The organism is Microbacterium meiriae (genome assembly GCF_032364335.1).
Taxonomy (GTDB): Bacteria; Actinomycetota; Actinomycetes; order Actinomycetales; family Microbacteriaceae; genus Microbacterium; species Microbacterium meiriae.
On sequence record NZ_CP133984.1, the window covers coordinates 1,965,483 to 1,985,641 of the forward strand.

Consider the following 20,159-nt stretch of genomic DNA (forward strand, 5'->3'; position numbering starts at 1 on the left):
CTCGTTTCGACAAGGAACCACACCTCATGACCAAGCGCATCGTCGTCACCGGCATCGGCGCCACCTCCGCCATCGGCGGGACGGCCCCGGAGAACTGGGACAATCTCCTCGCCGGTGCCTCCGGCGCCCGCACGATCGAGCACGACTGGGTGCAGGAGTACGACCTCCCCGTCACGTTCGCCGCCTCTGCGAGCGTCCGTCCGGAAGAGGTGCTGCCCCGCCACGAGGCGAAGCGTCTCGACCCGTCTTCGCAGTTCGCCCTGATCGCGGCGCGCGAGGCCTGGGCGGACGCGGGCTCGCCAGAGGTCGCTCCCGAGCGCCTCGGCGTCGACTTCGCGACGGGCATCGGCGGCCTGTGGACGCTGCTGGACGCCTGGGACACGTTGCGTGAGAAGGGCCCGCGCCGGGTCATGCCGCTGACCGTGCCGATGCTGATGCCGAACGCGGCCGCCGGCAACCTGTCGCTGCAGTTCGAAGCCCGGGCCTACGCGCAGACCGTGGTCAGTGCCTGCGCCTCCAGCACCGAGTCGATCATCCACGCGTTCCACCACCTTCAGGAGGGCCTGGCCGACGTCGTCATCGCCGGTGGCACCGAGTCGGCGATCCACCCGATCACGATGGCCGCCTTCGCCTCCGCGCAGGCGCTGTCGCGTCGTAACGACGACCCGGCCCACGCCTCGCGACCCGGCGCGATCGACCGCGACGGCTTCGTGATGGGCGAGGGTGCCGCCGCCCTCATCCTCGAGACCGAGGAGCACGCCAAGGCCCGCGGCGCGAAGATCTACGGCTACATCCTCGGAGGCGGTGTGACCGCCGACGCCTACCACATCACCGGCAACGACCCCGAGGGCAAGGGTGCGGCGCGTGCCGTCGTCCAGGCACTCGAGGAGGCCGGCATCACCCCCGACCAGGTGACGCACATCAACGCCCACGCGACCTCGACCCCGGTCGGGGACCCCAACGAGTACGTCGCGCTGAAGAACGTCTTCGGCGACCGGATCGACGAGATCCCGGTGTCGGCCACCAAGGCGTCGACCGGACACCTGCTGGGCGGCACAGGAGCGCTGGAGGCGATCTTCTCCCTCCTCGCGCTGCGGGACCGCGTGGCCCCGCCGACGATCAACATGACCGAGCCGGACCCGGAGGTCCCCTTCCGTCTGTCCGGAGAGGCGGCTCCGCTCGGTGACGGCCCGCAGATCGCCATCAGCAACTCGTTCGGCTTCGGCGGACACAACGCCGTGCTCGTGCTGGGCGGCGTCGACTGACCGCTTCCGCATGCACGACGAAGGCCCCCGGGATGTGAACCGGGGGCCTTCGTCGTGCGCGGTCCGCTCTGGCCCTTCGACAGGCTCAGGGACCCAGGGGCGCGCTCGCCCGGACGGCAAGGCGCTGCGAACGCTCCCGACGTCGGCGCTCGATGCGTGGGAGGAACCAGCCGATCAGCGGACCGACGCCGAATGCGAACAGCACGGTGCCGACGCCGACGGGGCCGCCGAGCAGGAAGCCGACCAGCAGCACGGAGCCCTCGATGACCGTCCGGGCCAGCCAGACCGGCCACCTGGTCACTCGGACGAGCCCCGTCATGAGTCCGTCGCGCGGTCCGGGACCGAAGTCCGCCGCGATGTAGAGACCGGTGGCGAACGCGAGCAGCACGAGTCCGAAGACGAACATGGGCGCCCCCACCCATACGGACGGCGGCGCGGGCAGCACGAGGAGCGTGAGGTCGGCGAACGGTCCGATGAGCAGGGCGTTCAGCAGAGTGCCGAGGCCCACCCGTTGACGGAGCGGGATCCACAGCAGCAGGACGACGATCGAGATGAGCACCGTGACGACCCCGTACCCGAGTCCCGTCCAGCCCGCGACGCCCAGCGACAGGACGTCCCAGGGCGCGACGCCGATGCCGCCCCGCACCATGAAGCCGAGGGCGACGCCGTAGAGGAAGAGCCCGCCCACGAGCTGCGCGAGCCGCTCGACCAGGTCCCGACGGCTGGTCGCGGTGAAAGGCAGGAAGACGGCACGGAAGAGCATCTCTCCATCGTGGCCCGTGCGAAGACCTCCGAGGACGACCACCGAGCGAAAAGTGGCCTGCACATGGAAGGCCACTTTGCGGCAGTCTGGAGGCATGGCATCCCGTCTCGTCACGCAGCTCGGCATCCAGGACCTCGACGACACCTCGGCGTCCGGTCTCGCCGACCGCATCAGAGCGCTCATCCTCGACGGTCGCCTCACCGTCGGCGAGCGACTGCCGAGCGAGCGCGCCCTCGCGACCGAGCTGCGACGGTCCCGGTCGACCATCACCCGCGCTTACGGCGTGCTGGAGGCCGCCGGCTACGTGTCCCGGCATCACGGCGGCAGCACCCGCGTCGCGCTCCCGCACGGCCCGTCGATAGCCACCCCCAGCCGGGACGACGAGGCGATCGACCTCTCGATCGCCTCCATGGACTCGACCCCCGGTCTGTACGACGCCACCGTGCGCTCACTCCCCCGACTCGCGGCTCTGCGCGGTACGAGCGGCTACTCGCTGCAGGGTCTTCCCGAGCTGCGTGAGGCCGTGGCCCGCCGGTTCACCGAACGCGGCGCGGTCACCACGCCGGACGAGATCATGATCACCTCCGGCGCCCTGAACGCCGTCAACCTCATCCTCACGGCGATCGGCGGCCGAGGCGAACGCGCCCTCGTGGAGCAGCCGACCTTTCCACACGCGCTCGAGGCGCTGCACCGCCACGGCTACCGTCTGGTCCCCACACCGGTCGACACCGACGGCTGGGACACCCGGCACCTCACCGACACGCTGCTGACCGCTCGGCCGCACGTCGCCTACCTCATCCCGGACTTCCACAACCCCACCGGCGCGACGCTGCCGCAGGAGGAGCGGTCCCGGATCGCCACGACGGCCCGGAATACGGGCACCCATCTGATCGTGGACGAGACGACGGCGGAACTCGACATCGACCGCGGATGGGCTCCGGTGCCGATGGCGGCCGAGGGGCCGAACGTCATCACGGTCGGGTCGATGTCGAAGATCGCCTGGGGAGGCATGCGCATCGGCTGGGTGCGCGCCGAGCGCTCGGTCATCGCCCGACTGCTGGCCGTCCGGCCGTCGTTCGAACTCGGCACAGCGCTCCTGGAGCAGTGCATCGCCGTGGAGCTTCTCGACGACGTCCCGGCGCTCACCCATCATGTCCGACGCCGCCTCACGGCGGGGCGGGACGCGGTGGCTGCGGGGATCGCGGATATCCCGGGGATGCGCATGCCGGAGACGCCCGGCGGCCTCTCCGCCTGGATCGACCTCGGTGCCCCCTTGTCGACCACGCTCTCCCTCGCCGCACGGGAACGGGATCTCATCCTCCCACCCGGGCCGCGCTTCACGACCGGTGGCGTGCTGGAGCGCCGCCTCCGAGTCCCGATCACGCTTCCCCCCGAGCGGACGGCGGAGGCGATGACGCGCCTGGCGCAGGCCTGGGCGGACGTGCGCGGCGGTGGAGTGGACGCCACCGCCGACCTTGCTCACGCCGCAGTGATCTGACCGGCACAGACGAGGACCCCGCCCGGTCACCCGGGGCGGGGTCCTCGTCGAGCGGAGCGGGGATTCGTCTTCTCAGCGTCCGGGATCACTCACCGGCATCCGATACTCACGCCTCCGCGCTCCTGGTCTCAGCGGCCGGTCAGCCGACCTTGTGGAGCCAGACGACGCGCGCGTCGTCGCTGGCGTGACGGAAGGGTTCCAGCTCCTCGTCCCAGGCGGAGCCCAGGGCGACGTCGAGCTCGCGCTGCAGCTCGACGGCGTTTCCCGCGGCGATCTCCATCGCGTAGCGGATGCGGTCCTCGCCGATGACGATGTTGCCGGCGGCGTCGGTCTGGGCGTAGTGGATCCCGAGGTCTGGGGTGTGCAGCCACCGACCGCCGTCACTGCGCGGAGTGGGATCCTCGGTCACTTCGAACCGGAGGTGCTCCCAGCCGCGGATCGCGGTCGCGAGGGCAGCGCCGGTTCCGACGGGGCCGTCCCAGTAGAACTCGGCGCGGCGGGCGCCGGTCAGCACGGGCTGCTCGGTCCAATCGAAGTTCACCGCACGCCCGATAGCGCGACCCACCGCCCATTCCAGGTGCGGGCAGAGCGCGCGAGGCGCCGAGTGGATGAACACCACTCCGCGTGCGTAAGCCGTCGCCATGATCTCTCCGTTTCATCAGGTGCGTCTTCCCCTACGACCTGAACCACGAAGTGGCGAGAGTATGCGGTTGTGCGCCCATTCTCGCCGAGTTCCCGCGAAATCACAAGCGTGTGATTCGACGACGAAGACCCCGGTCCGCGGACCGGGGCCTTCGGGCGCTTCGACGAGCTCAGCGACCCACCGTGGGGACGCTCAGCGACCCACTGTGGGGGACGCTCAGCGACCCAGTGTGCGGAGGCTCACGCCTCGCTCATGGCCTGCTTGACCTGCTGGCCCTTGGCGGCGTAATAGGCCGCGCGGGCGGCGTCCTTGCGGGCCTGCTCGGCATAGCCGAACTCGAGCACGTCCTGCGGGACCTCGACGTTCGGGACGTCGTCGGTGCCGTGGTACTTCTCGATGTACGCGTCGAGCTCGGGACCGGACGTCCACGAGGTGATGAGGCAGTAGCGCGGGTCGGTGCCGTTGTGCGTGGCCGCGTGCCACAGGCGCTGGGTGTCGACGATGAGCTGCGCACCGGCCGGCAGGGCGATGCGGTACTCGATGCTGGGGTCCGTGCGGTTCTCGCGCAGGACGAAGTAGCTGTCCTTGTCGTCGGTCAGGTTGAAGAACCCGCGCACGACCCAGCCGGTGCCGTCCGGGTTCAGACGGTTGTTGTCGTCCTGGTGGAGGTTGTAGAGGCAGTCGCCGTACGGGGTCGGCTGCAGCTCGATGACGCGGCAGCGACCGACGTTCGCGCCCGGCTCCTGCGCGCGACGCGTGAGGTTCGGGGCCTTGGCGGTCTGCTCGTCGATCCAGACGCCGTCCTTGTCGGTGCGCGGCGGCTTGTGGTTCCAGAAGCCGTTGCACTCGATGTCACCGAAGGCGCTGGCGAGGGGCGCGAACCGGGTGTCGCCCGAGGACTTCCAGTCGACGTACTCGATGTCGAGCCACTCCTTGGGGTCGGCCTCCTGGTCGTAGCTGTCGAGGACGACGAAGCCCTTCTCCTCCAGCGCTGCGGACTTGATGTATCCCATGATCGAGTCATGTTCCTTTCATCGGGGGCCAGCACGTTTTAACAGGCCCTGATAAGGCAAGGCTAACAGCGGGACCTGGCGCTCCCCCGGAGGGTCACCGTGGATAAGCGAATAGACTGGGCGGGGCACCCGGCGCGTCCGTGGCGCCTGTCGCTACGGGAGGACGAGACACCAGCATGAGCACCGCGACCAACGTCGAGGCGACGGCAGTCAACACGATCGAATGGCTCGCGGCGGGACGCACGACCATCGTCGTCCCCGTCTACCAGCGGCAGTATCGCTGGGACATCGGCGGATGCGAGCGCCTCCTCTCCGACGTCAGGGCGGTGGCCGCCGAAGACGGCGCACATCGCCACTTCATCGGCTCGATCCTCTCCGCCGAGGACGGCTCCGGCCCGGACGCCGACCTCATCCTCATCGACGGACAGCAACGCCTCACCACGCTCATGCTCCTCGTCGCCGCGCTGCATCACTCGGTGCGCGACCGGGATCCTGAGCTCGCCGCCGACCTCGCCCGCGTGCTGGTCCGCCCGGACGACCCCGAGCGCACGAAGCTGCGGCCGCACGAGGCCTGGGCCGATCTCTACGAGTCGGTCGTGCTCGACCGCCGTGACGACCTCGATCGCGAGTCGCGCTTCGACGACAACTACGCCTTCTTCCGCAGCCAGATCCATGCCGACGAGGTGGCGCTCATCTGGCAGGGACTGCAGCGACTCGAACACGTGTCGATCACGCTCGGCGCTCAGGCCAACGCGCAGCAGATCTTCGAGAGCCTGAACTCCACCGGTGAGCCGCTGCGAGACCACGAGCTGATCCACAACTACATCCTCATGGGCCTGAACCACGCCGAGCAGATGGACGTGGAAGCGCGGTTCTGGCTGCCGATCGAGCAGCACACGGGCGAGGCGATCGGGGCGTTCTGGCGCCACTACCTCGTGCTCGTCACGGGGCGAGAGGTGGCGGCGAACGGGGAGCACGGCGTATACAGCGCGTTCCGCCAGTCGTTCCCGCGGGTCGACGTCGCCCATCTCCAGGCCGACGCCGAGACCTGGCGGCACTACGCGGAGATCTACGGCCTCCTCCTCGATCCGACGAAGGAACCGGACCCCGAGATCGCGCGTCAGCTGCGGCACGTGAACACGTTCGGACGTTCCTCGTACCCGCTCGTCATGAGCGCGTACAGCGATTACGCACGCGGGCTCATCGACCGGGCCCAGCTCCTCGAGACGCTCGAGTGGCTGCAGGCGATGTTCCTTCGTCGCGCGCTGGTGAACCTTCCCGCCGAGCGGCTCATCGCCCGTCTCTGCCGTGCGCGTCGCGACGGACAGGACGCCCTGGCCCGCGCCATCGCGCGCATCACCCCGTCGGACGAGCGGGTCAGTGCGGTGCTCAAGTACAGCGAGCTGCCGTATCCGGCCTACGTGCTCGGCCGGCTCGAAGGCGTCGATGACGTGGACGGCTACGACGTCGAGCACATCGTGCCCGCCGTGCCCGGCGACGCCTGGTCCGGCGACGGCGTGCGCCCGTGGAGCGAGTATTCGGAAGACGAGCAGAACAGCCACCGCGCCCTCGCGCCGACCCTCGGCAACCTCACACTGCTGGAGCAGGGGCTGACAGAACGGGTGTTCGGTGCCTCGTTCCCGGTCAAGCGCGATGAGGCCTATGCACGCAGCACCGTGCCGGCGACCCGCGCCCTCGCCGCACACGATTCCTGGGGCACGGCGGCCATCACCGCACGGACGGTGGCCCTGACGGCCGGTCTCGTCCGCGTCTGGGCGCGGCCGGCACTGCCGGAGATCGATGACGACGGACTCACCCCGATCCTCGACGCGGTCCGACGCCGCGGCTGGCCGGCGGGGTGGGAGCGCGAGTTCGATTACGTCGAGTACCGGGGCGAGCGGTGGGAGGTCTATGACGTCAAGCACCTGTTCAACCGCGTGTTCCGCCGCGCCTGGACCGACACCACGGAGGCCGCTCTGGAGTACTGCGCGACGCACGGCGGCCCGATCTATCGCGACAAGGCGTGGAAGGGGCACTGGGATGACCTCGACGACACGCACTACCTCTACATGGGCTGGGACTCGAACTACATGATGACGGCCGTCCAGGGGGTCCTCGACGAGTCCGGCATCGCCGCCGAGGTCTTCGTGAAGTACTCCTACATCGGGAATGTGATGTGACCATGACCACTGTCATCCGCCGCCGCCTGCTCGACCTCGCCGTCGAGGAGCACACGCTCACGGTTCCCCTCGTCTGGGACGACCCGACGGACACCCGCACGATCGACGTGTTCGCCCGCGTGGTGACACGCGACGGGGGCGAGACGCTCCCCTATCTGGTGTTCCTGCAGGGCGGGCCCGGCTACGAAGCCCCGCGTCCCTTCCACTCCTCCACAGCGCCCGCGTGGCTGGACCAGGCCCTCGCGCACTACCGGCTCGTCCTCCTGGACCAGCGTGGCACCGGGCTCTCGTCCCCCGTCGGCGACGGCGACCTCGCGCGGGGCGCAGAGACCGTCGCCGAGCACCTGACGCACCTGCGCGCCGACGCCATCGTGCGCGACTGCGAAGCGCTGCGGGAGCACCTGGGCGCGTCGACGTGGAGTGTCCTCGGGCAGTCCTTCGGCGGGTTCACGACACTCGCCTACGTGTCGACCCACGCGGGCTCCCTCGCCGACGTCTTCATCACGGGCGGACTGAGCACGGTCGAGCGCGACCCGGACGAGGTCTACGCCCTCTGCTACGACAAGATGCGCACGGCGTCCGAGCGGTACTACCGGCGCTTCCCGGAGCACCGCGACGTCATGCGACGCCTGATTGATCTCGCGGACGCCGGTGAACTCGTCCTCCCCGACGGCGAGGTCGTATCGCGTTCCCGCCTCCGCTCGGTGGGCTCCGCTCTCGGCACCGACGACGGTTGGCAGACGATCTGGTCCCTCCTCGAGCGCGATCCCTCTTCCAACGCCTTCCGCTACGACCTCCAGCACGCCATGCCCTTCGGTGCACGCAATCCGCTGTACTACGCGTTCCACGAGTCGAGCTACGCGAGCGGACACACGACGCGGTGGTCGGCGGAGCGCGTCGAGCCTGACGACTTCCGCGACGACCCCACGCTGTTCACGGGCGAGCATATCCGTCGCGAATGGGCGGACACCGTCCCCGGGCTGCAGCCGTGGCGCGAGGTCACGTCGATCCTGGCGGAGCACCCCTGGCCGCGGATCTACGACACCGTCGCTCTCGCCGACTCCGGAGCCACGGGAGCGGCCGCGGTGTACGTGAACGACGTGTACGTGCCGCTGGAGTTCTCGCTGGAGACCGCCCGCCTGCTCCCCGGTGTGACGCCGTGGGTGACGAGTGAGCACGAGCACAACGGCCTGCGGAGCGGCCCTGTGCTGGCGCGCCTGATCGACCTGGCCCACGGACGCCGCGTCCGCTGACATCCGCCGCGCGACGGATACCGTCGACGCGGTCGGCGATCTATCCTGGGCGCATGGAGCATCTGCTCGGATGGACCACGATCGCCCTCGTACTCGGTGCGGGGCCGGTGCTCTTCTTCGTCGGCATCCGGCACTCCCTCTCCCGTCGCCCGGTGGAGGAGAAGTACGAGCAGGCCGGATCCGGAGGGCTCGTCGGCGTCTTCGATGCCGTGTGGTCCCCCACCGCGCACGAGGCGGGGCAGGAGCGCGACCGGCAGACCAGACGCACCGCCCCGGCGCCGAGCCCCGGCGACCCGCCGGGCCGCATCCAGCACGGACGCATCGTCATCGACGTGTGAGCACCCCACCCGGGCATGACGAAGGCCCCGCACTCCGAGGAGGGCGGGGCCTTCGTGGAGCGGTCCTTACTTGGAGCCGCCGAAGCCCTTGAAGCGCTGGTTGAACTTCTCGACGCGACCGGCCGAGTCCATGATGCGCTGCTTGCCCGTGTAGAAGGGGTGGGAGGCCGAAGAGATCTCGACGTCGATCACCGGGTACTCCACGCCGTCCAGCTCGATCGTCTTGTCGCTCGTGACGGTGGAGCGGGTGAGGAAGGTCTCGCCCGAACCCAGGTCGCGGAACACGACAGCCTTGTACTCGGGGTGAATGTCAGTCTTCATGGGATTCCTTTGTTGCTGCCCTGGATTGTGCCAGGGACGAGGGAAGTCTGTGGTGCCGAACGCACCAAGGATTGATTCTACCAGTACTTCGACGAGCTCAGTAACCCATCGGGGCCGAGCTCAGTAACCCATCGGGGCCGAGCTCAGTAACCCATCGGAACCGAGCTCAGGAGGCGGCGCGGGCGGAGTAGCGTCCGTCCTCGCTGCTGAGCGCGATCGGCATGCCGAAGGTCTCGCCGAGGGCATCGGCGGTGAGCGTCTCGGCGATCGGGCCCGCCGCCACCACGGCCCCGTCGCGGATCAGCAGCACGTGCGTGAACCCGACCGGGATCTCCTCGACGTGATGGGTCACCATGAGCATCGCGGGCGTCGTCGGAGCAGAGGCGTAACCGCCCAGCAGCGCCAGCAGCTCCTCGCGCGATCCGAGGTCGAGCGAGGCCGTCGGCTCGTCGAGCAGCAGCAGCTCTGGGTCGGTCATGACCGCGCGGGCGATCTGCACGCGCTTCTGCTCGCCGTCGCTCAGGGTCCCGAACGTGCGGTCGGCGAGGTGCGCGAGGCGCCAGTCCCCCAGCACCCGCAGTGCGCGCCGCTCATCGATGTCCTCGTAGCTCTCGTTCCAGCGGCCGAGCACGGAGTACGCCGCCGTGAGGACCGTGTTGAGAACCGTCTCGTCGCGCGGGATGCGCTTGGCCATGGCCGTCGAGGCGAACCCGATCCGGGGTCGGATCTCGAAGACGTCCGCGCGTCCGAGCGTCTCGCCGAGGACGGTCACGGTGCCCGACGTGGGGTGCATCAGCGTGTCGGCGAGCTGCAGGAGGGTCGTCTTGCCGGCGCCGTTCGGACCGAGGATCACCCATCGCTGATCATCCGAGACCTGCCAGGTCACGTGATCGATGATGTTGCGCCCCTCTCGGCGCACGACGACGTCGGTGAACTCCAGAGCGATCGGCATACCGAAAGCCTATCGGCTCAGGCGGACAGCTCTGCGTAGAGCGCGCGGGTCTCGTCGGCGATCGCACCCCAGCTGAACTGCGCGCGGGCGCGCTCCCGACCGGCTTCCCCGTACTCCCGAGCCTGCGCGGGATCCGAGGTGACCTCGGTCAGGACTGCGGCGAGATCGGCGACGAAGCGGTCAGGATCGGTAGGTGTGCCCGTGCCGTCCTGTACCTGCTCGATCGGGACCAGCCGGCCGGTCACGCCGTCGTCTACGACCTCCGGGATTCCGCCGGTCGCGGTCCCGACGACGGCCGCTCCGCACGCCATCGCCTCGAGGTTCACGATCCCGAGGGGCTCGTAGACGGACGGGCAGACGAACGTGGTCGCCGCGGCCAGGATCGCCGACAACTCATCGCGCGGCAGCATCCGCTCGATCCACACCACACCCTCGCGGGTCTGCTGCAGCAGCCGCACCCCCTCCTGCACCTCCGCCATGATCTCCGGGGTGTCCGGCGCTCCGGCGCACAGGATCAGCTGGACCTCGGGCGGCAGCATCCGGGCCGCCTGCAGGAGGTATGGCAGCCCCTTCTGCCGCGTGATGCGTCCGACGAAGACCACCGAAGGGCGGTCAGGGTCCATGCCGATCGAGGAGAGGAAGGCGGGATCCTGCACAGGACGCCACCGCTCCACGTCGATGCCGTTGTGGATCACGCGGACCCGTGCGGGATCGACCTGCGGGTAGCTGCGCAGGATGTCGGCGCGCATGCCGGCGCTCACCGCGATCACCGCGGCGGCGTTCTCGTAGGCGAGCTTCTCGATCCCGCTCGACACGGCATAGCCGCCACCGAGCTGTTCGGCCTTCCACGGCCGGAGCGGCTCGAGGCTGTGCGCCGTGAGCACGTGCGGGATGCCATGGAGCTGGGAGGCGAGATGGCCGGCGAAGTTCGCGTACCAGGTGTGGCTGTGCACGACGTCGGCGCCGGCGATGGCCGACACGATCTCCAGGTCCGTGCCGAGGGTCTGCAGAGCCGGGTTGGCGGCGGCGAGGCTCTCAGGGGCGCGGTAGGCGAAGGTGCCGTCCTCATCGCGGGGCGCACCGAACGCGCGCACCGTCACGTCGATGTCACGACGCAGCGCGGAGACGAGCTCGGCGACGTGTACACCCGCGCCTCCGTAGATCTCCGGCGGATACTCCTTGGTGATCATCTCGACTCGCATGCCTAGACGCTATCGAGCGGGTTGTCCAGATGCTAGTTCCCCGCGCCGAACCGCATCTATGGTGGAGCCATGTCCGCTCCAAAGAAGGTCTTCGGGATCATCCTCGCCGGCGGCGAGGGCAAGCGACTCATGCCGCTGACGGCCGACCGCGCGAAACCTGCCGTCCCGTTCGGCGGGCAGTACCGCCTGATCGACTTCGCCATCTCGAACCTCATCAACTCCGGGCTGAGACAGATCGTCGTGCTGACCCAGTACAAGTCGCACAGTCTCGACCGGCACATCTCGCAGACGTGGCGGATGTCGGCCCTCCTCGACTCCTACGTCGCGTCCGTCCCCGCCCAGCAGCGCCTCGGCAAGCGGTGGTTCTCCGGCTCCGCCGACGCGATCCTGCAGAGCATGAACCTCATCAACGACGAGAAGCCGGACATCGTCGTCGTCATCGGCGCCGACCACGTCTATCGGATGGACTTCCGTCAGATGCTCGAGGCGCACATCGAGTCCGGCGCGAAGGCGACGGTGGCGGGCATCCGCCAGCCCCTCGCCCTGGCGTCGCAGTTCGGGGTCATCGACGCGGACCCCGAGTCCGGGCGCATCCGGCAGTTCCTGGAGAAGCCGACCGACGCCACGGGTCTTGCGGACTCCCCGCACGAAGTCCTGGCCTCCATGGGCAACTACATCTTCGACACGGACGCCCTCATCGCGGCGGTCGAGGCGGATGGAGAGCTGCCGACGTCGAGCCACGACATGGGTGGCGACATCGTCCCCTACTTCGTCGACCGCGGCGAGGCCGGCTACTACGATATGAAGCAGAACGAGGTCCCTGGCTCGTCGCCACGCGACCGCTCGTACTGGCGCGACGTGGGAACAATCGACTCGTTCTTCGACGCCCACCGGGACCTGATCTCGACCCTCCCGATCTTCAACCTCTACAACATGGAGTGGCCGATCCACTCGCAGGCGGTCAACTCCCCGCCGGCGAAGTTCGTCCGCGACTCCGTGGGACGGATCGGGAACGCGATCGACTCGATCGTGTCGCTGGGGTCGGTGCTCTCCGGCACGCACCTCGAGCGCAGCGTCGTGGGCCCGTGGACGCTCGCCGGCGGCGGGTCGACCATCACGGACTCCGTGGTGTTCGATCACGTCCACGTCGGCCAGGGCGCACGCGTGCATCGGGCGATCCTCGACAAGAACGTCGTCCTCGCCGACGGGGCGACGGTCGGGGTCGACCGCGAACGGGACCTCGCCCGCGGGTTCACGGTCACGGAATCGGGGATCACGGTCGTCGGCAAGGGCGTGTTCATCGAGCGCTGAGGCGTCGAGCGGTGCCGAGCCCCGGACTCCGGTCGCTAGGCTCGATGGCGTGACCACCGCGCGATTCCTCGTCGTCCTCGATGCCGATTCCACGCTCATCCGGAACGAGGTGATCGAGCTCCTCGCGGAGGAAGCGGGTCGCCGCGCCGAGGTGCAGGCCGCCACCGAAGCCGCGATGCGCGGTGAGATCGACTTCGCGACCAGTCTCCGCTCCCGAGTGGCGGCTCTCGCGGGCGTACCCGTCGAGGCGTTCGCCCGGGTCCGCGCCCGCGTCGAGCCCACCCCCGGTGTCCGCGAGCTCACCGCCGCCGTCCACGCCCGGGGCGGGGTGGTCGGCGTGGTCTCGGGCGGGTTCCACGAGATCCTCGACGACGTCGCACCGGGGCTCGGTGTCGACCGCTGGCGTGCCAACCGTCTGTCGGTGGCCGACGGTGCATTGACGGGCGAGGTGGACGGCGACATCGTCGACGGGGCGGCCAAGGCCTTCTGGCTGCGCACCTGGGCGGAGGAGCTCGGCGTGGCACGGCACGCGACCATCGCGATCGGCGATGGGGCGAACGACCTCCCGATGATGGCGGTCGCCGGCCTGGGGCTCGCGTTCAACGCCAAGCCCGCCGTCCGGGAATCGGCGAGCCTGGTCATCGGCCCTGTCGACCTCGGAACGGTCATCCCTCTGCTCCCCTGACCCTCGACGATGTCCGTGGCCGGGTCTACCGTCGGGTCATGGACATCATCCTCATCCCCGGTCTCTGGCTCGACGCATCGAGCTGGGACGACGTCGTGCCCGCTCTCGAGAAGGCGGGACACCGCGCTCACCCGCTGACCATGCCCGGACTCGACGCCACCGCGGAGGCGGCAGCAGGCATCGGGATCGATGACTGGGTGGCGTCCGCGGTCGCCGCCGTGGACGCCGCGGAGGGCGACGTCGTGGTCGTCGGACACAGTGGCGGAGGCAATGTCGCCTGGGGCGTCGCCGACGCACGCCCGGACCGCGTGGCACGGGTCGTCTTCGTCGACACCGTCCCGCCGCCCCCGGGCTCCGGCATCAGCGAGTTCCCGGTGCAGGACGGCGTCGTCGCCTTCCCCGGGTGGGGCTTCTTCCCCGACGAGGACGTGCATGATCTGGACGACGAGACCAGGGCGCGGACGAGCGCCCTCACACACAGCATCCCCGCTCGGGTCCCGACCGACGAACTCGCGCTGCGCACGCCGCGCGACATGGGGTCCCGGTCTCCCTGCTGATGGGAGGGCTGGACCAGCCGTCGTTCGACGAGGTGATCAGTCAGTGGGGCCCGTACGCGACGGAGTACCGGGCGATCGACGATGCCGAGGTCGTCCGGATCGGGTCCGGCCACTGGCCGCAGTTCTCCGCGCCGGAACGTCTCGGCGAGCTCCTCGTGCGCGCGATCGACCGCTGACCGCGACGGCCGGGGTCAGTGCCCCATGCCGAGACCGCCGTCGACCGGGATGACGGCGCCGGAGATGTAGCCGGCGTCGTCGCTCGCCAGCCAGGTCACGACGCCCGCGACCTCGTCCGGCGTCGCGAACCGGCCGGCAGGGATGTTCGCCTTGTACTGCTTCTGTGTCTCCTCGGGGAGCTCCGCAGTCATGTCGGTCTCGATGAAGCCGGGGGCCACGACGTTGGCCGTGATTCCGCGTCCGCCGAGCTCGCGCGTGAGGGATCGGGCGAAGCCGACCAGCGCGCTCTTCGAAGCGGCATAGTTCGTCTGCCCCGCGGAACCGTAGAGGCCCACGACGCTGGAGATGAGGATCACGCGTCCGAACCGCGCACGCAGCATTCCCTTCGACGCACGCTTGACGACCCGGAACGTGCCGCCGAGGTTGGTCGCGATGACGCTGTCGAAGTCGTCCTCGCTCATGCGCATGAGCAGGGTGTCCTTGGTGATGCCGGCGTTGGCGACGACGATCTCCACCGGGCCGAGCTGCTGCTCCACCTCGGTGAAAGCCGCGTCGAGTGCGGCGGCGTCCGTGACATCCGCGCGCACCGTGAGGGTGCCCTCCGGACCCTCGCCGCTCCGGGCGGTGACCGCCACCCGGTATCCCTCCCTCACGAAGCGCTCGGCGATGGCGCGGCCGATGCCGCGGTTTCCTCCGGTGACGAGGACGACGCGCTCCGCGCTCATGGGACACTCCTGGGTCTGAGGTCGAGGCTCGGGATTCCGAGCCGTCATCGATCCTAGCGACGTTGCCGTGCCGGGTTCACGACGGCCGTTTGACAGACGCAGACCGTCCTGGAAGCCTGAGGGCGACGAAAGGCAGCAGCGTGAGCGATCCCCGTATCCCCGGTCCGTCGGGTGAGCCGCCGGCCATCCCGCCGGCTCCCGGCTCCTCCCCTGCGTATCCGGGATTCCCGCCGGCACCGCCGACCAACGTCGCACCGCAGCAGTACTCGCCGCCTCAGCAGTACTCGGCCCCGCAGCAGTTCACCACCCCGCAGCCGTACGGGGCCCCGCCCGCACGGCCGTCCAGCGGGCTCGCGATCACGTCGCTCGTCTGCGGCATCGCCGGTGTCGTGCTGTTCTGGGCGATCGTGCCGATGCTCGCCTCGATCGCGGCCGTGATCACCGGGCACATGGCACTCGGGCAGATCCGGCGCACTCCCGGTCTCGGCGGACGCGGCATGGCGATCGCCGGACTCATCCTCGGCTACCTGATGATCGGCGTGCTCGTCTTCACGATCGTCTCGACGCTCATCAGCCTCGTGGTGTTCGGCGCCTTCACCCTGCCCTTCGTCTTCGCGAACTGAGGCTCCTCGCGGGCATGCCGATGTCGCTGTGGCGGCGTAGGCTGGAACCATCGTGAAGAACGCACGTCGAGTACCGGCCGTCACCTCACTGCCGCAGTCCCCGCGGGATGAGGGTGACCACCGTGTGCGTCGATACGCCCTGACGATGACGATCCGCATCGTGTGCTTCGGGCTGATGTTCTTCGCGCAGCCGTTCGGCTGGTGGACATGGGTGTTCGCGCTCGCCGCCGCGGTCCTGCCTTACATCGCCGTGGTCTTCGCCAACGCCGGCAGCGACAGCACGGAGACGGCAGCCGAGTCGCCGATGCGCGAGATCGACGCACCGGCGCCCGCTCCGGCGCCCGCTCCGGAGATCGCCCCTGACGTCATCACCATCCGCGAAGGCCGCACGGAACGATGAGCGAACTCATCTGCTCGCGCGCCGGATGCCGGAGCGCGGCCACGAGGCAGGTCGTCTGGCGCAATCCGCGCATCCACACCGCCGACCGCGAGAAGATCTGGCTGGCGTGCGATGAGCACGTCGACTTCCTCCATGACTACCTGGCCGCGCGGGACTTCCCGGTTACGGTGCGAGACGGGGTGCCCTCATGAGCAACCGCCTGACCCGCTGGGGTGTGTACGTCCTCATCGCCATCGGCTTCGCGATCGCGTGCGTCTTCCTGTCGAACTGGCAGTTCGAGCGGAACGAGTCCCGGGCCGAGCAGATCGCGCTCGTGGAGCAGAACTACGATGCGCCCGCCGTCCCGCTCGCGGACGTCGTCGCCGAGGACGACCTCGACCCCGCAGACGAATGGCGGCCGGTCACGCTGCAGGGCGAGTACCTCGCCGACGAGCAGCTCCTGGTCCGCAACCGTCCGCACGGAGGCACGAGTGCGTTCGAGGTTCTGGTCCCATTCCGGGACGCGGACGGCCGTGTGCTCGTCGTCGACCGCGGCTGGGTGCCCCCGGGCGAGGGCGAGCTCCCGGACACGGTTCCCTCTCCGCCTTCTGGTGAGGTCACGGTGACCGTCCGGCTCCGCCCGGGCGAGCCGCTTCCCGCATCCGGGCGAGGGGCTCCGGAGGGCCAGGTGCCCACCATCCACCTCCCCTCCATCGGGGACCTCGTCGGAGACGACGTCATCACCGGCGCCTACGGGCGCCTGGTCGAGGAGCAGCCCGCCGCGGATGCGGCGCTGGGCGGTTTCGAGTCCCCGACCGACGACCCGGGGCCGCACCTGTCCTATGCGATCCAGTGGATCCTGTTCGCCATCATGGGCTTCATCTTCATCGGGTACATCATCCGGACCGAGATCGTGAAGCACCGCGAAGACGTCGAGGGGAAACCGGCACCGGTGAAGGTCACGAAGCGGCGCGACCGCGACGCAGACGTTGAAGACGAGCTGCTCGACGCCCGCTGACCTCGCCTGCGTTGTCAGCCCCGATGCCTCCGGCGCCGGGCCGTCATCGCCACGATCCCCGTGGCGACCAGGAGGGCCCCGAGGAGCAACGTGCCCCATGGGTCCCCTCCGGTGCGGGGAAGATGACCGCCACCAGGCTCCGTTCCGGAGCCGTTCGGAGGCGGCGTCGGCGCTGGCGGCGCGGGGGCATCCTCCCAGACGGCGTAGAGGACGAGGTCGCCGGTGAGCGCCGAGATGCTGAGCCGGTCGAACGCCGGATCGGCGACCGTCGCGTCCGCGGACGTCGACCATCCGAGGAACGTGGTCCCGGGCCCTCTGAAGAGCAAGTCGAATGCTCCGGGATAGGTGATCGACGCCTCCGGAGGCCCTTCCCAGGTGACGGTGCCGTCGTCCCCGCCGTTCTCACGGAAGGTCACGGCGAACGAGGGAGACGGATCGGCGTACACGGCGGTGAGCGTGATGTCCCGTCCGGCGAAGCGCACCGTGCGTCCGGCCTGGAAGAGTCCGTCGGCCGCTACGGGGCTCGTGATGATGCGCGCCACCGCGATCGTCGCGATGCGCCAGCCGACGAAGACCTCGTCGTCCCGGGTCAGTCCCGCTCCGTCCACGACGATCGCACTCGATCCGGCGTCGTAGCCGAGAGGATCCGTCGGTACGGTGCCGCCGGTGTTGCCGTCCCCGTCGTAGCGGAGGGTGAAGGGAGCGGCCTCCGGCTGCTGCCACCGGGCGTAGAGATCGAGGTCGGCGCCGACCGGCGTGTCGAAGTCATACGGTACGAAGAAGCCTGCTGTCGTCCGCTGATACCAGCCGAGGAACGTCTGGCCGTCCGGTTGCGGCGGCAACGGATCCGGAGTGGTCGCCATCCCCTGGTCCTCCACCGTCTGCGTCAGATCGTCGATGGGCTCCGGGCTGGACGGGTGGTCGTAGAACCGGACGGTGTGCGGATCCGTCAGCCACCGCGCGTAGAGCACGAGGTTGCTGGCGGGCATCGTCGCTCCGTCGAACGTGAACGGCACGTTGAACTGGGAGTCGGTGTACCAGCCGAGGAAGACGTCCCGCCCCCGCGTTGGATCGGCCGGCGCCGACGACCCCAGTGCGGTCTCGAACGGGATACCCGCGACGGCGGGGATCGTCGTGCCGCCGCCCGTCACGAAGCTGAGCGTGTAGGTGTTGCGGCTGTAGAACTGGTAGCGGTACCGGTCGTTGACGTTCCCGCTGTTGTTGAGCTGATACAGATGACCCGACGCCTGGTCGAGCTGGAAGTAGTTGCCCTGCGTGTTCGTCCCCGCGCCATAGCCCACGTACGACGTGAAGCCGTCGATGACGCTGGTGACCTGCCGATCGCCGTTCGAGGCCCAGTACCACGCGCTGCGGTACTGACCGAAGACCTGGTGACCGGCGGGGACGGACGCACGGACAGCGGTCTTGTTGTTGGCGTACAGCGTCTCCACCCGCAACGGATCGTTCGGTACGCCGTCCGGCCCGAGCACGGCGTCCGGAGCGGGCTGCCCCTGGTCCAGCTCTTCCGCGTACTCGAATCGTTGCGTGAGGTTCTGGGTGCGCGCGGCAGCCATCTTCCCGGTCATCGTCGTCGTGCGGTTCGCGAGATCGACGGAACCGGTGTCCGCCCCGGCACCGGTGTAGACCGCGGTGAAGATCAGAGGGGTGAACTGCTGCGGCCCCCAGCCGCGGAGGACGCAGCTCTGGTTCTCGGTCCCGGCGTCGTAGACGGTGATCAGGCCGGAGCCGTCCGTCTGCGACAACGGGACCGGCGCGACCCCCGCCGCCTGCATGTCGAAGCCGATCTTCTCCCGGACCGAGAACGTGCCGAGGAGCTGCGCGCCACCGGACACCGTCGAGGCGAAGTACGTGGCGCCGCCGACGTCCATGGTGATGTCGTAGGTGCCTGCCGCGGCGCACGCCGCGGGCACGTTCGCCGAGCTTCCCGGGGCGATGAGTCGGAAGTCCGTCCGCCACAGCGACCGCGTCAGGTAGACGTTCACCACCGTCGATCCGTCTCCCTGCACAGTGACATCCTGTTGGCTCACCGCCAGGTCGGCGAATGTCAGCGGATCCGACTGCACGACGGCGGGGTCGAGCTGCGCGCGCACGAGCTCCTTGATGGGCGTCGGGAGGTCGTCCTTCACCGTGGGGCCCCCGACGGCAGAACCCGCGGTCGCGGTCGACGCGATGTCGTCGAGGAAGAGGAAGTTCGCCGGATCCGCCAACTGCGCGTCGCTGAGCCTCCCGTCCGCGTCGGTCCACGCGGGCGGCGTCGCTCCCGCGGCCGTGAACACCGGCGCCGGGTAGGACTCCGGGACCACGTTCGGCTTCTCGAGCCAGTAGCTGACGTGGTACTCGACGTCCTGCCCCTGCCAGCCGGCATAGAGCGTCGCGGTATCCGTCAGCGGGAGATCGACGGGTTGCGTGCGCGCCGCATCCGCCCACCACTGGGTGAACGTGTACCCGGTCCTCGTCGGCGGCGGGATGGCCGCGAGATCCGCAGCTGTGAAGGCGGTGTCGGGCTCGACGACGAACTCGGGGGACACGGCAGTGCCGTCGGTCACGAACGACACCGCGAAGCCGGAGACGAGGATCGGCACCAGCCGGAAGTTCTCCGTGACAGGAGCAGCGAAATCGTAGGGCGTCCGGGTCGGGTCGTCCTCCCGGTACCACTCCCCCGTGAACACCTGCCCGTCCGGGACCTCGGCGACATCCGGTGCGATCTCCCCCAACGGCTCGCCGTCTCGCACCTCGTCGGCATCGATGATGCGGTCGGCGTCCTCTCCCGCGGGACCGGCGAGGAACTGCACGATCCGCGTGTCGGCGAACGTCGCCCGGACGACGAGGTCCGTCGTGATGACGGTGCTCTCGAACCGGAACGGCTCCTCGGCGCCGGGAGGTCCCGTGACCCAGCCGTCGAACGGTCCCTCCTCGGAGGTGGGCGCCGGCTGCCGAGGCGCCAGTCCTCCGGAGACGACGGCGACCTCAGCCACGGTGCTGCCGAGGGACTCGAATGTGACGGTGTGATACCCCCAGATGCCCGGGGTCGTCGGCCCGCCGACCGGGGCGGCCGCGAGAGCCGGAGCCGCCGTGACGACGGCGCCCCCGACTCCGAGGAGGACTGCCAGCGTGGCCGCGAGAGCCCGTCGTCGTGCCATGCGCATGTGTCGTCCCCCTCCGACGAGCAGATCGCTACAGTGTGCCACTCCGTTCCGCCCGGTTCCAGCCCCTCTCACCCCCGCCCTCACCCCGC

At 69.5% G+C, this 20,159-nt stretch carries 21 protein-coding genes; 13 read left to right on the forward strand and 8 right to left on the reverse strand.

Going from position 1 to position 20,159, the window contains the following annotated elements; translation table 11 throughout:
• Positions 1-26: 26 nt before the first annotated feature.
• Positions 27-1,265 carry a beta-ketoacyl-[acyl-carrier-protein] synthase family protein gene (locus RI211_RS09435; RefSeq protein ID WP_187661604.1) on the forward strand — a complete coding sequence of 413 codons (1,239 nt, stop codon included), beginning with the start codon at positions 27-29 and terminating at the stop codon, positions 1,263-1,265.
• Positions 1,266-1,350: 85 nt separating this feature from the next.
• Here the strand turns inward: RI211_RS09435 and yczE are convergent, their stop codons facing one another.
• On the reverse strand, positions 1,351-2,028 hold the full coding sequence (gene yczE, locus RI211_RS09440; protein WP_259952293.1) for a membrane protein YczE: 678 nt from the start codon (positions 2,026-2,028) through the stop codon (positions 1,351-1,353).
• 94 nt (positions 2,029-2,122) lie between these two features.
• Between yczE and yczR the strand changes: the two genes are divergently transcribed.
• Positions 2,123-3,526 carry a MocR-like transcription factor YczR gene (yczR, locus tag RI211_RS09445; protein WP_315637694.1) on the forward strand — a complete coding sequence of 468 codons (1,404 nt, stop codon included), beginning with the start codon at positions 2,123-2,125 and terminating at the stop codon, positions 3,524-3,526.
• Positions 3,527-3,665: 139 nt separating this feature from the next.
• Here the strand turns inward: yczR and RI211_RS09450 are convergent, their stop codons facing one another.
• Together RI211_RS09450 and RI211_RS09455 are read right to left on the reverse strand one after the other, a co-directional pair.
• Positions 3,666-4,169: a DUF3145 domain-containing protein gene (locus tag RI211_RS09450; protein WP_187661607.1), complete on the reverse strand. Its 504-nt coding sequence runs from the start codon at positions 4,167-4,169 to the stop codon at positions 3,666-3,668.
• 239 nt (positions 4,170-4,408) lie between these two features.
• On the reverse strand, positions 4,409-5,182 hold the full coding sequence (locus RI211_RS09455; RefSeq protein ID WP_025103622.1) for a hypothetical protein: 774 nt from the start codon (positions 5,180-5,182) through the stop codon (positions 4,409-4,411).
• A gap of 176 nt (positions 5,183-5,358) precedes the next feature.
• On the opposite strand from RI211_RS09455, the gene RI211_RS09460 reads away from it, so the two are divergent.
• Genes RI211_RS09460 through RI211_RS09470 form a run of 3 tightly spaced genes read left to right on the forward strand, consistent with a single transcriptional unit; the run spans position 5,359 to position 8,953 of the window.
• Positions 5,359-7,362 (forward strand): DUF262 domain-containing protein, encoded by a 2,004-nt coding sequence (locus RI211_RS09460; RefSeq protein WP_315637693.1) that lies wholly within the window; start codon positions 5,359-5,361, stop codon positions 7,360-7,362.
• The gene (locus tag RI211_RS09465; protein WP_396654910.1) at positions 7,359-8,615 is read left to right on the forward strand and encodes an alpha/beta fold hydrolase; all 1,257 of its coding nucleotides are present in this window, start codon (positions 7,359-7,361) and stop codon (positions 8,613-8,615) included. The genes RI211_RS09460 and RI211_RS09465 overlap by 4 nt, the downstream gene beginning before the upstream one ends.
• A gap of 53 nt (positions 8,616-8,668) precedes the next feature.
• Positions 8,669-8,953 carry a hypothetical protein gene (locus RI211_RS09470; RefSeq protein WP_187661610.1) on the forward strand — a complete coding sequence of 95 codons (285 nt, stop codon included), beginning with the start codon at positions 8,669-8,671 and terminating at the stop codon, positions 8,951-8,953.
• A 66-nt stretch (positions 8,954-9,019) separates the two neighbouring features.
• Here RI211_RS09470 and RI211_RS09475 read toward each other — a convergent pair whose 3' ends face one another.
• The 3 genes from RI211_RS09475 to glgA all read right to left on the reverse strand — a co-directional run bounded on the left by RI211_RS09475 (position 9,020) and on the right by glgA (position 11,428).
• Complete coding sequence (locus tag RI211_RS09475; RefSeq protein ID WP_187661611.1) at positions 9,020-9,274, reverse strand: type B 50S ribosomal protein L31; 255 nt, start codon at positions 9,272-9,274, stop codon at positions 9,020-9,022.
• Positions 9,275-9,440: 166 nt separating this feature from the next.
• Entirely contained in the window at positions 9,441-10,226 is a 786-nt protein-coding gene (locus tag RI211_RS09480; protein ID WP_187661612.1) for an ABC transporter ATP-binding protein, read from the reverse strand.
• A 17-nt stretch (positions 10,227-10,243) separates the two neighbouring features.
• A complete protein-coding gene (gene glgA / locus RI211_RS09485) occupies positions 10,244-11,428 on the reverse strand; it encodes a glycogen synthase (protein WP_315637691.1) in 1,185 nt (394 codons plus the stop codon).
• 69 nt (positions 11,429-11,497) lie between these two features.
• On the opposite strand from glgA, the gene RI211_RS09490 reads away from it, so the two are divergent.
• Genes RI211_RS09490 through RI211_RS09505 form a run of 4 tightly spaced genes read left to right on the forward strand, consistent with a single transcriptional unit; the run spans position 11,498 to position 14,157 of the window.
• Positions 11,498-12,739 (forward strand): glucose-1-phosphate adenylyltransferase, encoded by a 1,242-nt coding sequence (locus RI211_RS09490; protein WP_062634342.1) that lies wholly within the window; start codon positions 11,498-11,500, stop codon positions 12,737-12,739.
• A gap of 49 nt (positions 12,740-12,788) precedes the next feature.
• Complete coding sequence (gene serB / locus RI211_RS09495; protein WP_187661615.1) at positions 12,789-13,424, forward strand: phosphoserine phosphatase SerB; 636 nt, start codon at positions 12,789-12,791, stop codon at positions 13,422-13,424.
• A gap of 38 nt (positions 13,425-13,462) precedes the next feature.
• Positions 13,463-13,981, forward strand: a complete 519-nt coding sequence (locus tag RI211_RS09500) for an alpha/beta fold hydrolase (RefSeq protein WP_315637690.1) — start codon at positions 13,463-13,465, stop codon at positions 13,979-13,981.
• Positions 13,981-14,157, forward strand: a complete 177-nt coding sequence (locus RI211_RS09505) for an alpha/beta fold hydrolase (protein ID WP_315637689.1) — start codon at positions 13,981-13,983, stop codon at positions 14,155-14,157. Before RI211_RS09500 ends, RI211_RS09505 begins: the two co-directional genes overlap by 1 nt.
• Positions 14,158-14,172: 15 nt before the next feature.
• Here the strand turns inward: RI211_RS09505 and RI211_RS09510 are convergent, their stop codons facing one another.
• Complete coding sequence (locus RI211_RS09510) at positions 14,173-14,883, reverse strand: beta-ketoacyl-ACP reductase (protein ID WP_187661617.1); 711 nt, start codon at positions 14,881-14,883, stop codon at positions 14,173-14,175.
• 140 nt (positions 14,884-15,023) lie between these two features.
• On the opposite strand from RI211_RS09510, the gene RI211_RS09515 reads away from it, so the two are divergent.
• Genes RI211_RS09515 through RI211_RS09530 form a run of 4 tightly spaced genes read left to right on the forward strand, consistent with a single transcriptional unit; the run spans position 15,024 to position 16,903 of the window.
• On the forward strand, positions 15,024-15,506 hold the full coding sequence (locus RI211_RS09515; RefSeq protein WP_315637688.1) for a DUF4190 domain-containing protein: 483 nt from the start codon (positions 15,024-15,026) through the stop codon (positions 15,504-15,506).
• Between the two features lie 52 nt (positions 15,507-15,558).
• The gene (locus RI211_RS09520; protein ID WP_315637687.1) at positions 15,559-15,906 is read left to right on the forward strand and encodes a DUF3099 domain-containing protein; all 348 of its coding nucleotides are present in this window, start codon (positions 15,559-15,561) and stop codon (positions 15,904-15,906) included.
• Positions 15,903-16,097: a hypothetical protein gene (locus tag RI211_RS09525; protein ID WP_187661619.1), complete on the forward strand. Its 195-nt coding sequence runs from the start codon at positions 15,903-15,905 to the stop codon at positions 16,095-16,097. Before RI211_RS09520 ends, RI211_RS09525 begins: the two co-directional genes overlap by 4 nt.
• The gene (locus tag RI211_RS09530; RefSeq protein WP_315637686.1) at positions 16,094-16,903 is read left to right on the forward strand and encodes an SURF1 family cytochrome oxidase biogenesis protein; all 810 of its coding nucleotides are present in this window, start codon (positions 16,094-16,096) and stop codon (positions 16,901-16,903) included. The genes RI211_RS09525 and RI211_RS09530 overlap by 4 nt, the downstream gene beginning before the upstream one ends.
• 14 nt (positions 16,904-16,917) lie before the next feature.
• Here RI211_RS09530 and RI211_RS09535 read toward each other — a convergent pair whose 3' ends face one another.
• Positions 16,918-20,064, reverse strand: a complete 3,147-nt coding sequence (locus RI211_RS09535) for an InlB B-repeat-containing protein (protein WP_315647684.1) — start codon at positions 20,062-20,064, stop codon at positions 16,918-16,920.
• Between the last annotated feature and the right edge of the window lie 95 nt (positions 20,065-20,159).

Excerpts from the sequence above, each read along its gene's own strand:
- RI211_RS09435 (WP_187661604.1), top strand. The coding sequence starts at position 27 with ATGACCAAGCGCATCGTCGTCACCGGCATCGGCGCCACCTCCGCCATC.
- yczE (WP_259952293.1), bottom strand. The coding sequence starts at position 2,028 with ATGCTCTTCCGTGCCGTCTTCCTGCCTTTCACCGCGACCAGCCGTCGG.
- yczR (WP_315637694.1), top strand. The coding sequence starts at position 2,123 with ATGGCATCCCGTCTCGTCACGCAGCTCGGCATCCAGGACCTCGACGAC.
- RI211_RS09450 (WP_187661607.1), bottom strand. The coding sequence starts at position 4,169 with ATGGCGACGGCTTACGCACGCGGAGTGGTGTTCATCCACTCGGCGCCT.
- RI211_RS09455 (WP_025103622.1), bottom strand. The coding sequence starts at position 5,182 with ATGGGATACATCAAGTCCGCAGCGCTGGAGGAGAAGGGCTTCGTCGTC.
- RI211_RS09460 (WP_315637693.1), top strand. The coding sequence starts at position 5,359 with ATGAGCACCGCGACCAACGTCGAGGCGACGGCAGTCAACACGATCGAA.
- RI211_RS09470 (WP_187661610.1), top strand. The coding sequence starts at position 8,669 with ATGGAGCATCTGCTCGGATGGACCACGATCGCCCTCGTACTCGGTGCG.
- RI211_RS09475 (WP_187661611.1), bottom strand. The coding sequence starts at position 9,274 with ATGAAGACTGACATTCACCCCGAGTACAAGGCTGTCGTGTTCCGCGAC.
- RI211_RS09480 (WP_187661612.1), bottom strand. The coding sequence starts at position 10,226 with ATGCCGATCGCTCTGGAGTTCACCGACGTCGTCGTGCGCCGAGAGGGG.
- glgA (WP_315637691.1), bottom strand. The coding sequence starts at position 11,428 with ATGCGAGTCGAGATGATCACCAAGGAGTATCCGCCGGAGATCTACGGA.
- RI211_RS09490 (WP_062634342.1), top strand. The coding sequence starts at position 11,498 with ATGTCCGCTCCAAAGAAGGTCTTCGGGATCATCCTCGCCGGCGGCGAG.
- RI211_RS09500 (WP_315637690.1), top strand. The coding sequence starts at position 13,463 with ATGGACATCATCCTCATCCCCGGTCTCTGGCTCGACGCATCGAGCTGG.
- RI211_RS09505 (WP_315637689.1), top strand. The coding sequence starts at position 13,981 with ATGGGAGGGCTGGACCAGCCGTCGTTCGACGAGGTGATCAGTCAGTGG.
- RI211_RS09510 (WP_187661617.1), bottom strand. The coding sequence starts at position 14,883 with ATGAGCGCGGAGCGCGTCGTCCTCGTCACCGGAGGAAACCGCGGCATC.
- RI211_RS09525 (WP_187661619.1), top strand. The coding sequence starts at position 15,903 with ATGAGCGAACTCATCTGCTCGCGCGCCGGATGCCGGAGCGCGGCCACG.
- RI211_RS09530 (WP_315637686.1), top strand. The coding sequence starts at position 16,094 with ATGAGCAACCGCCTGACCCGCTGGGGTGTGTACGTCCTCATCGCCATC.
- RI211_RS09535 (WP_315647684.1), bottom strand. The coding sequence starts at position 20,064 with ATGGCACGACGACGGGCTCTCGCGGCCACGCTGGCAGTCCTCCTCGGA.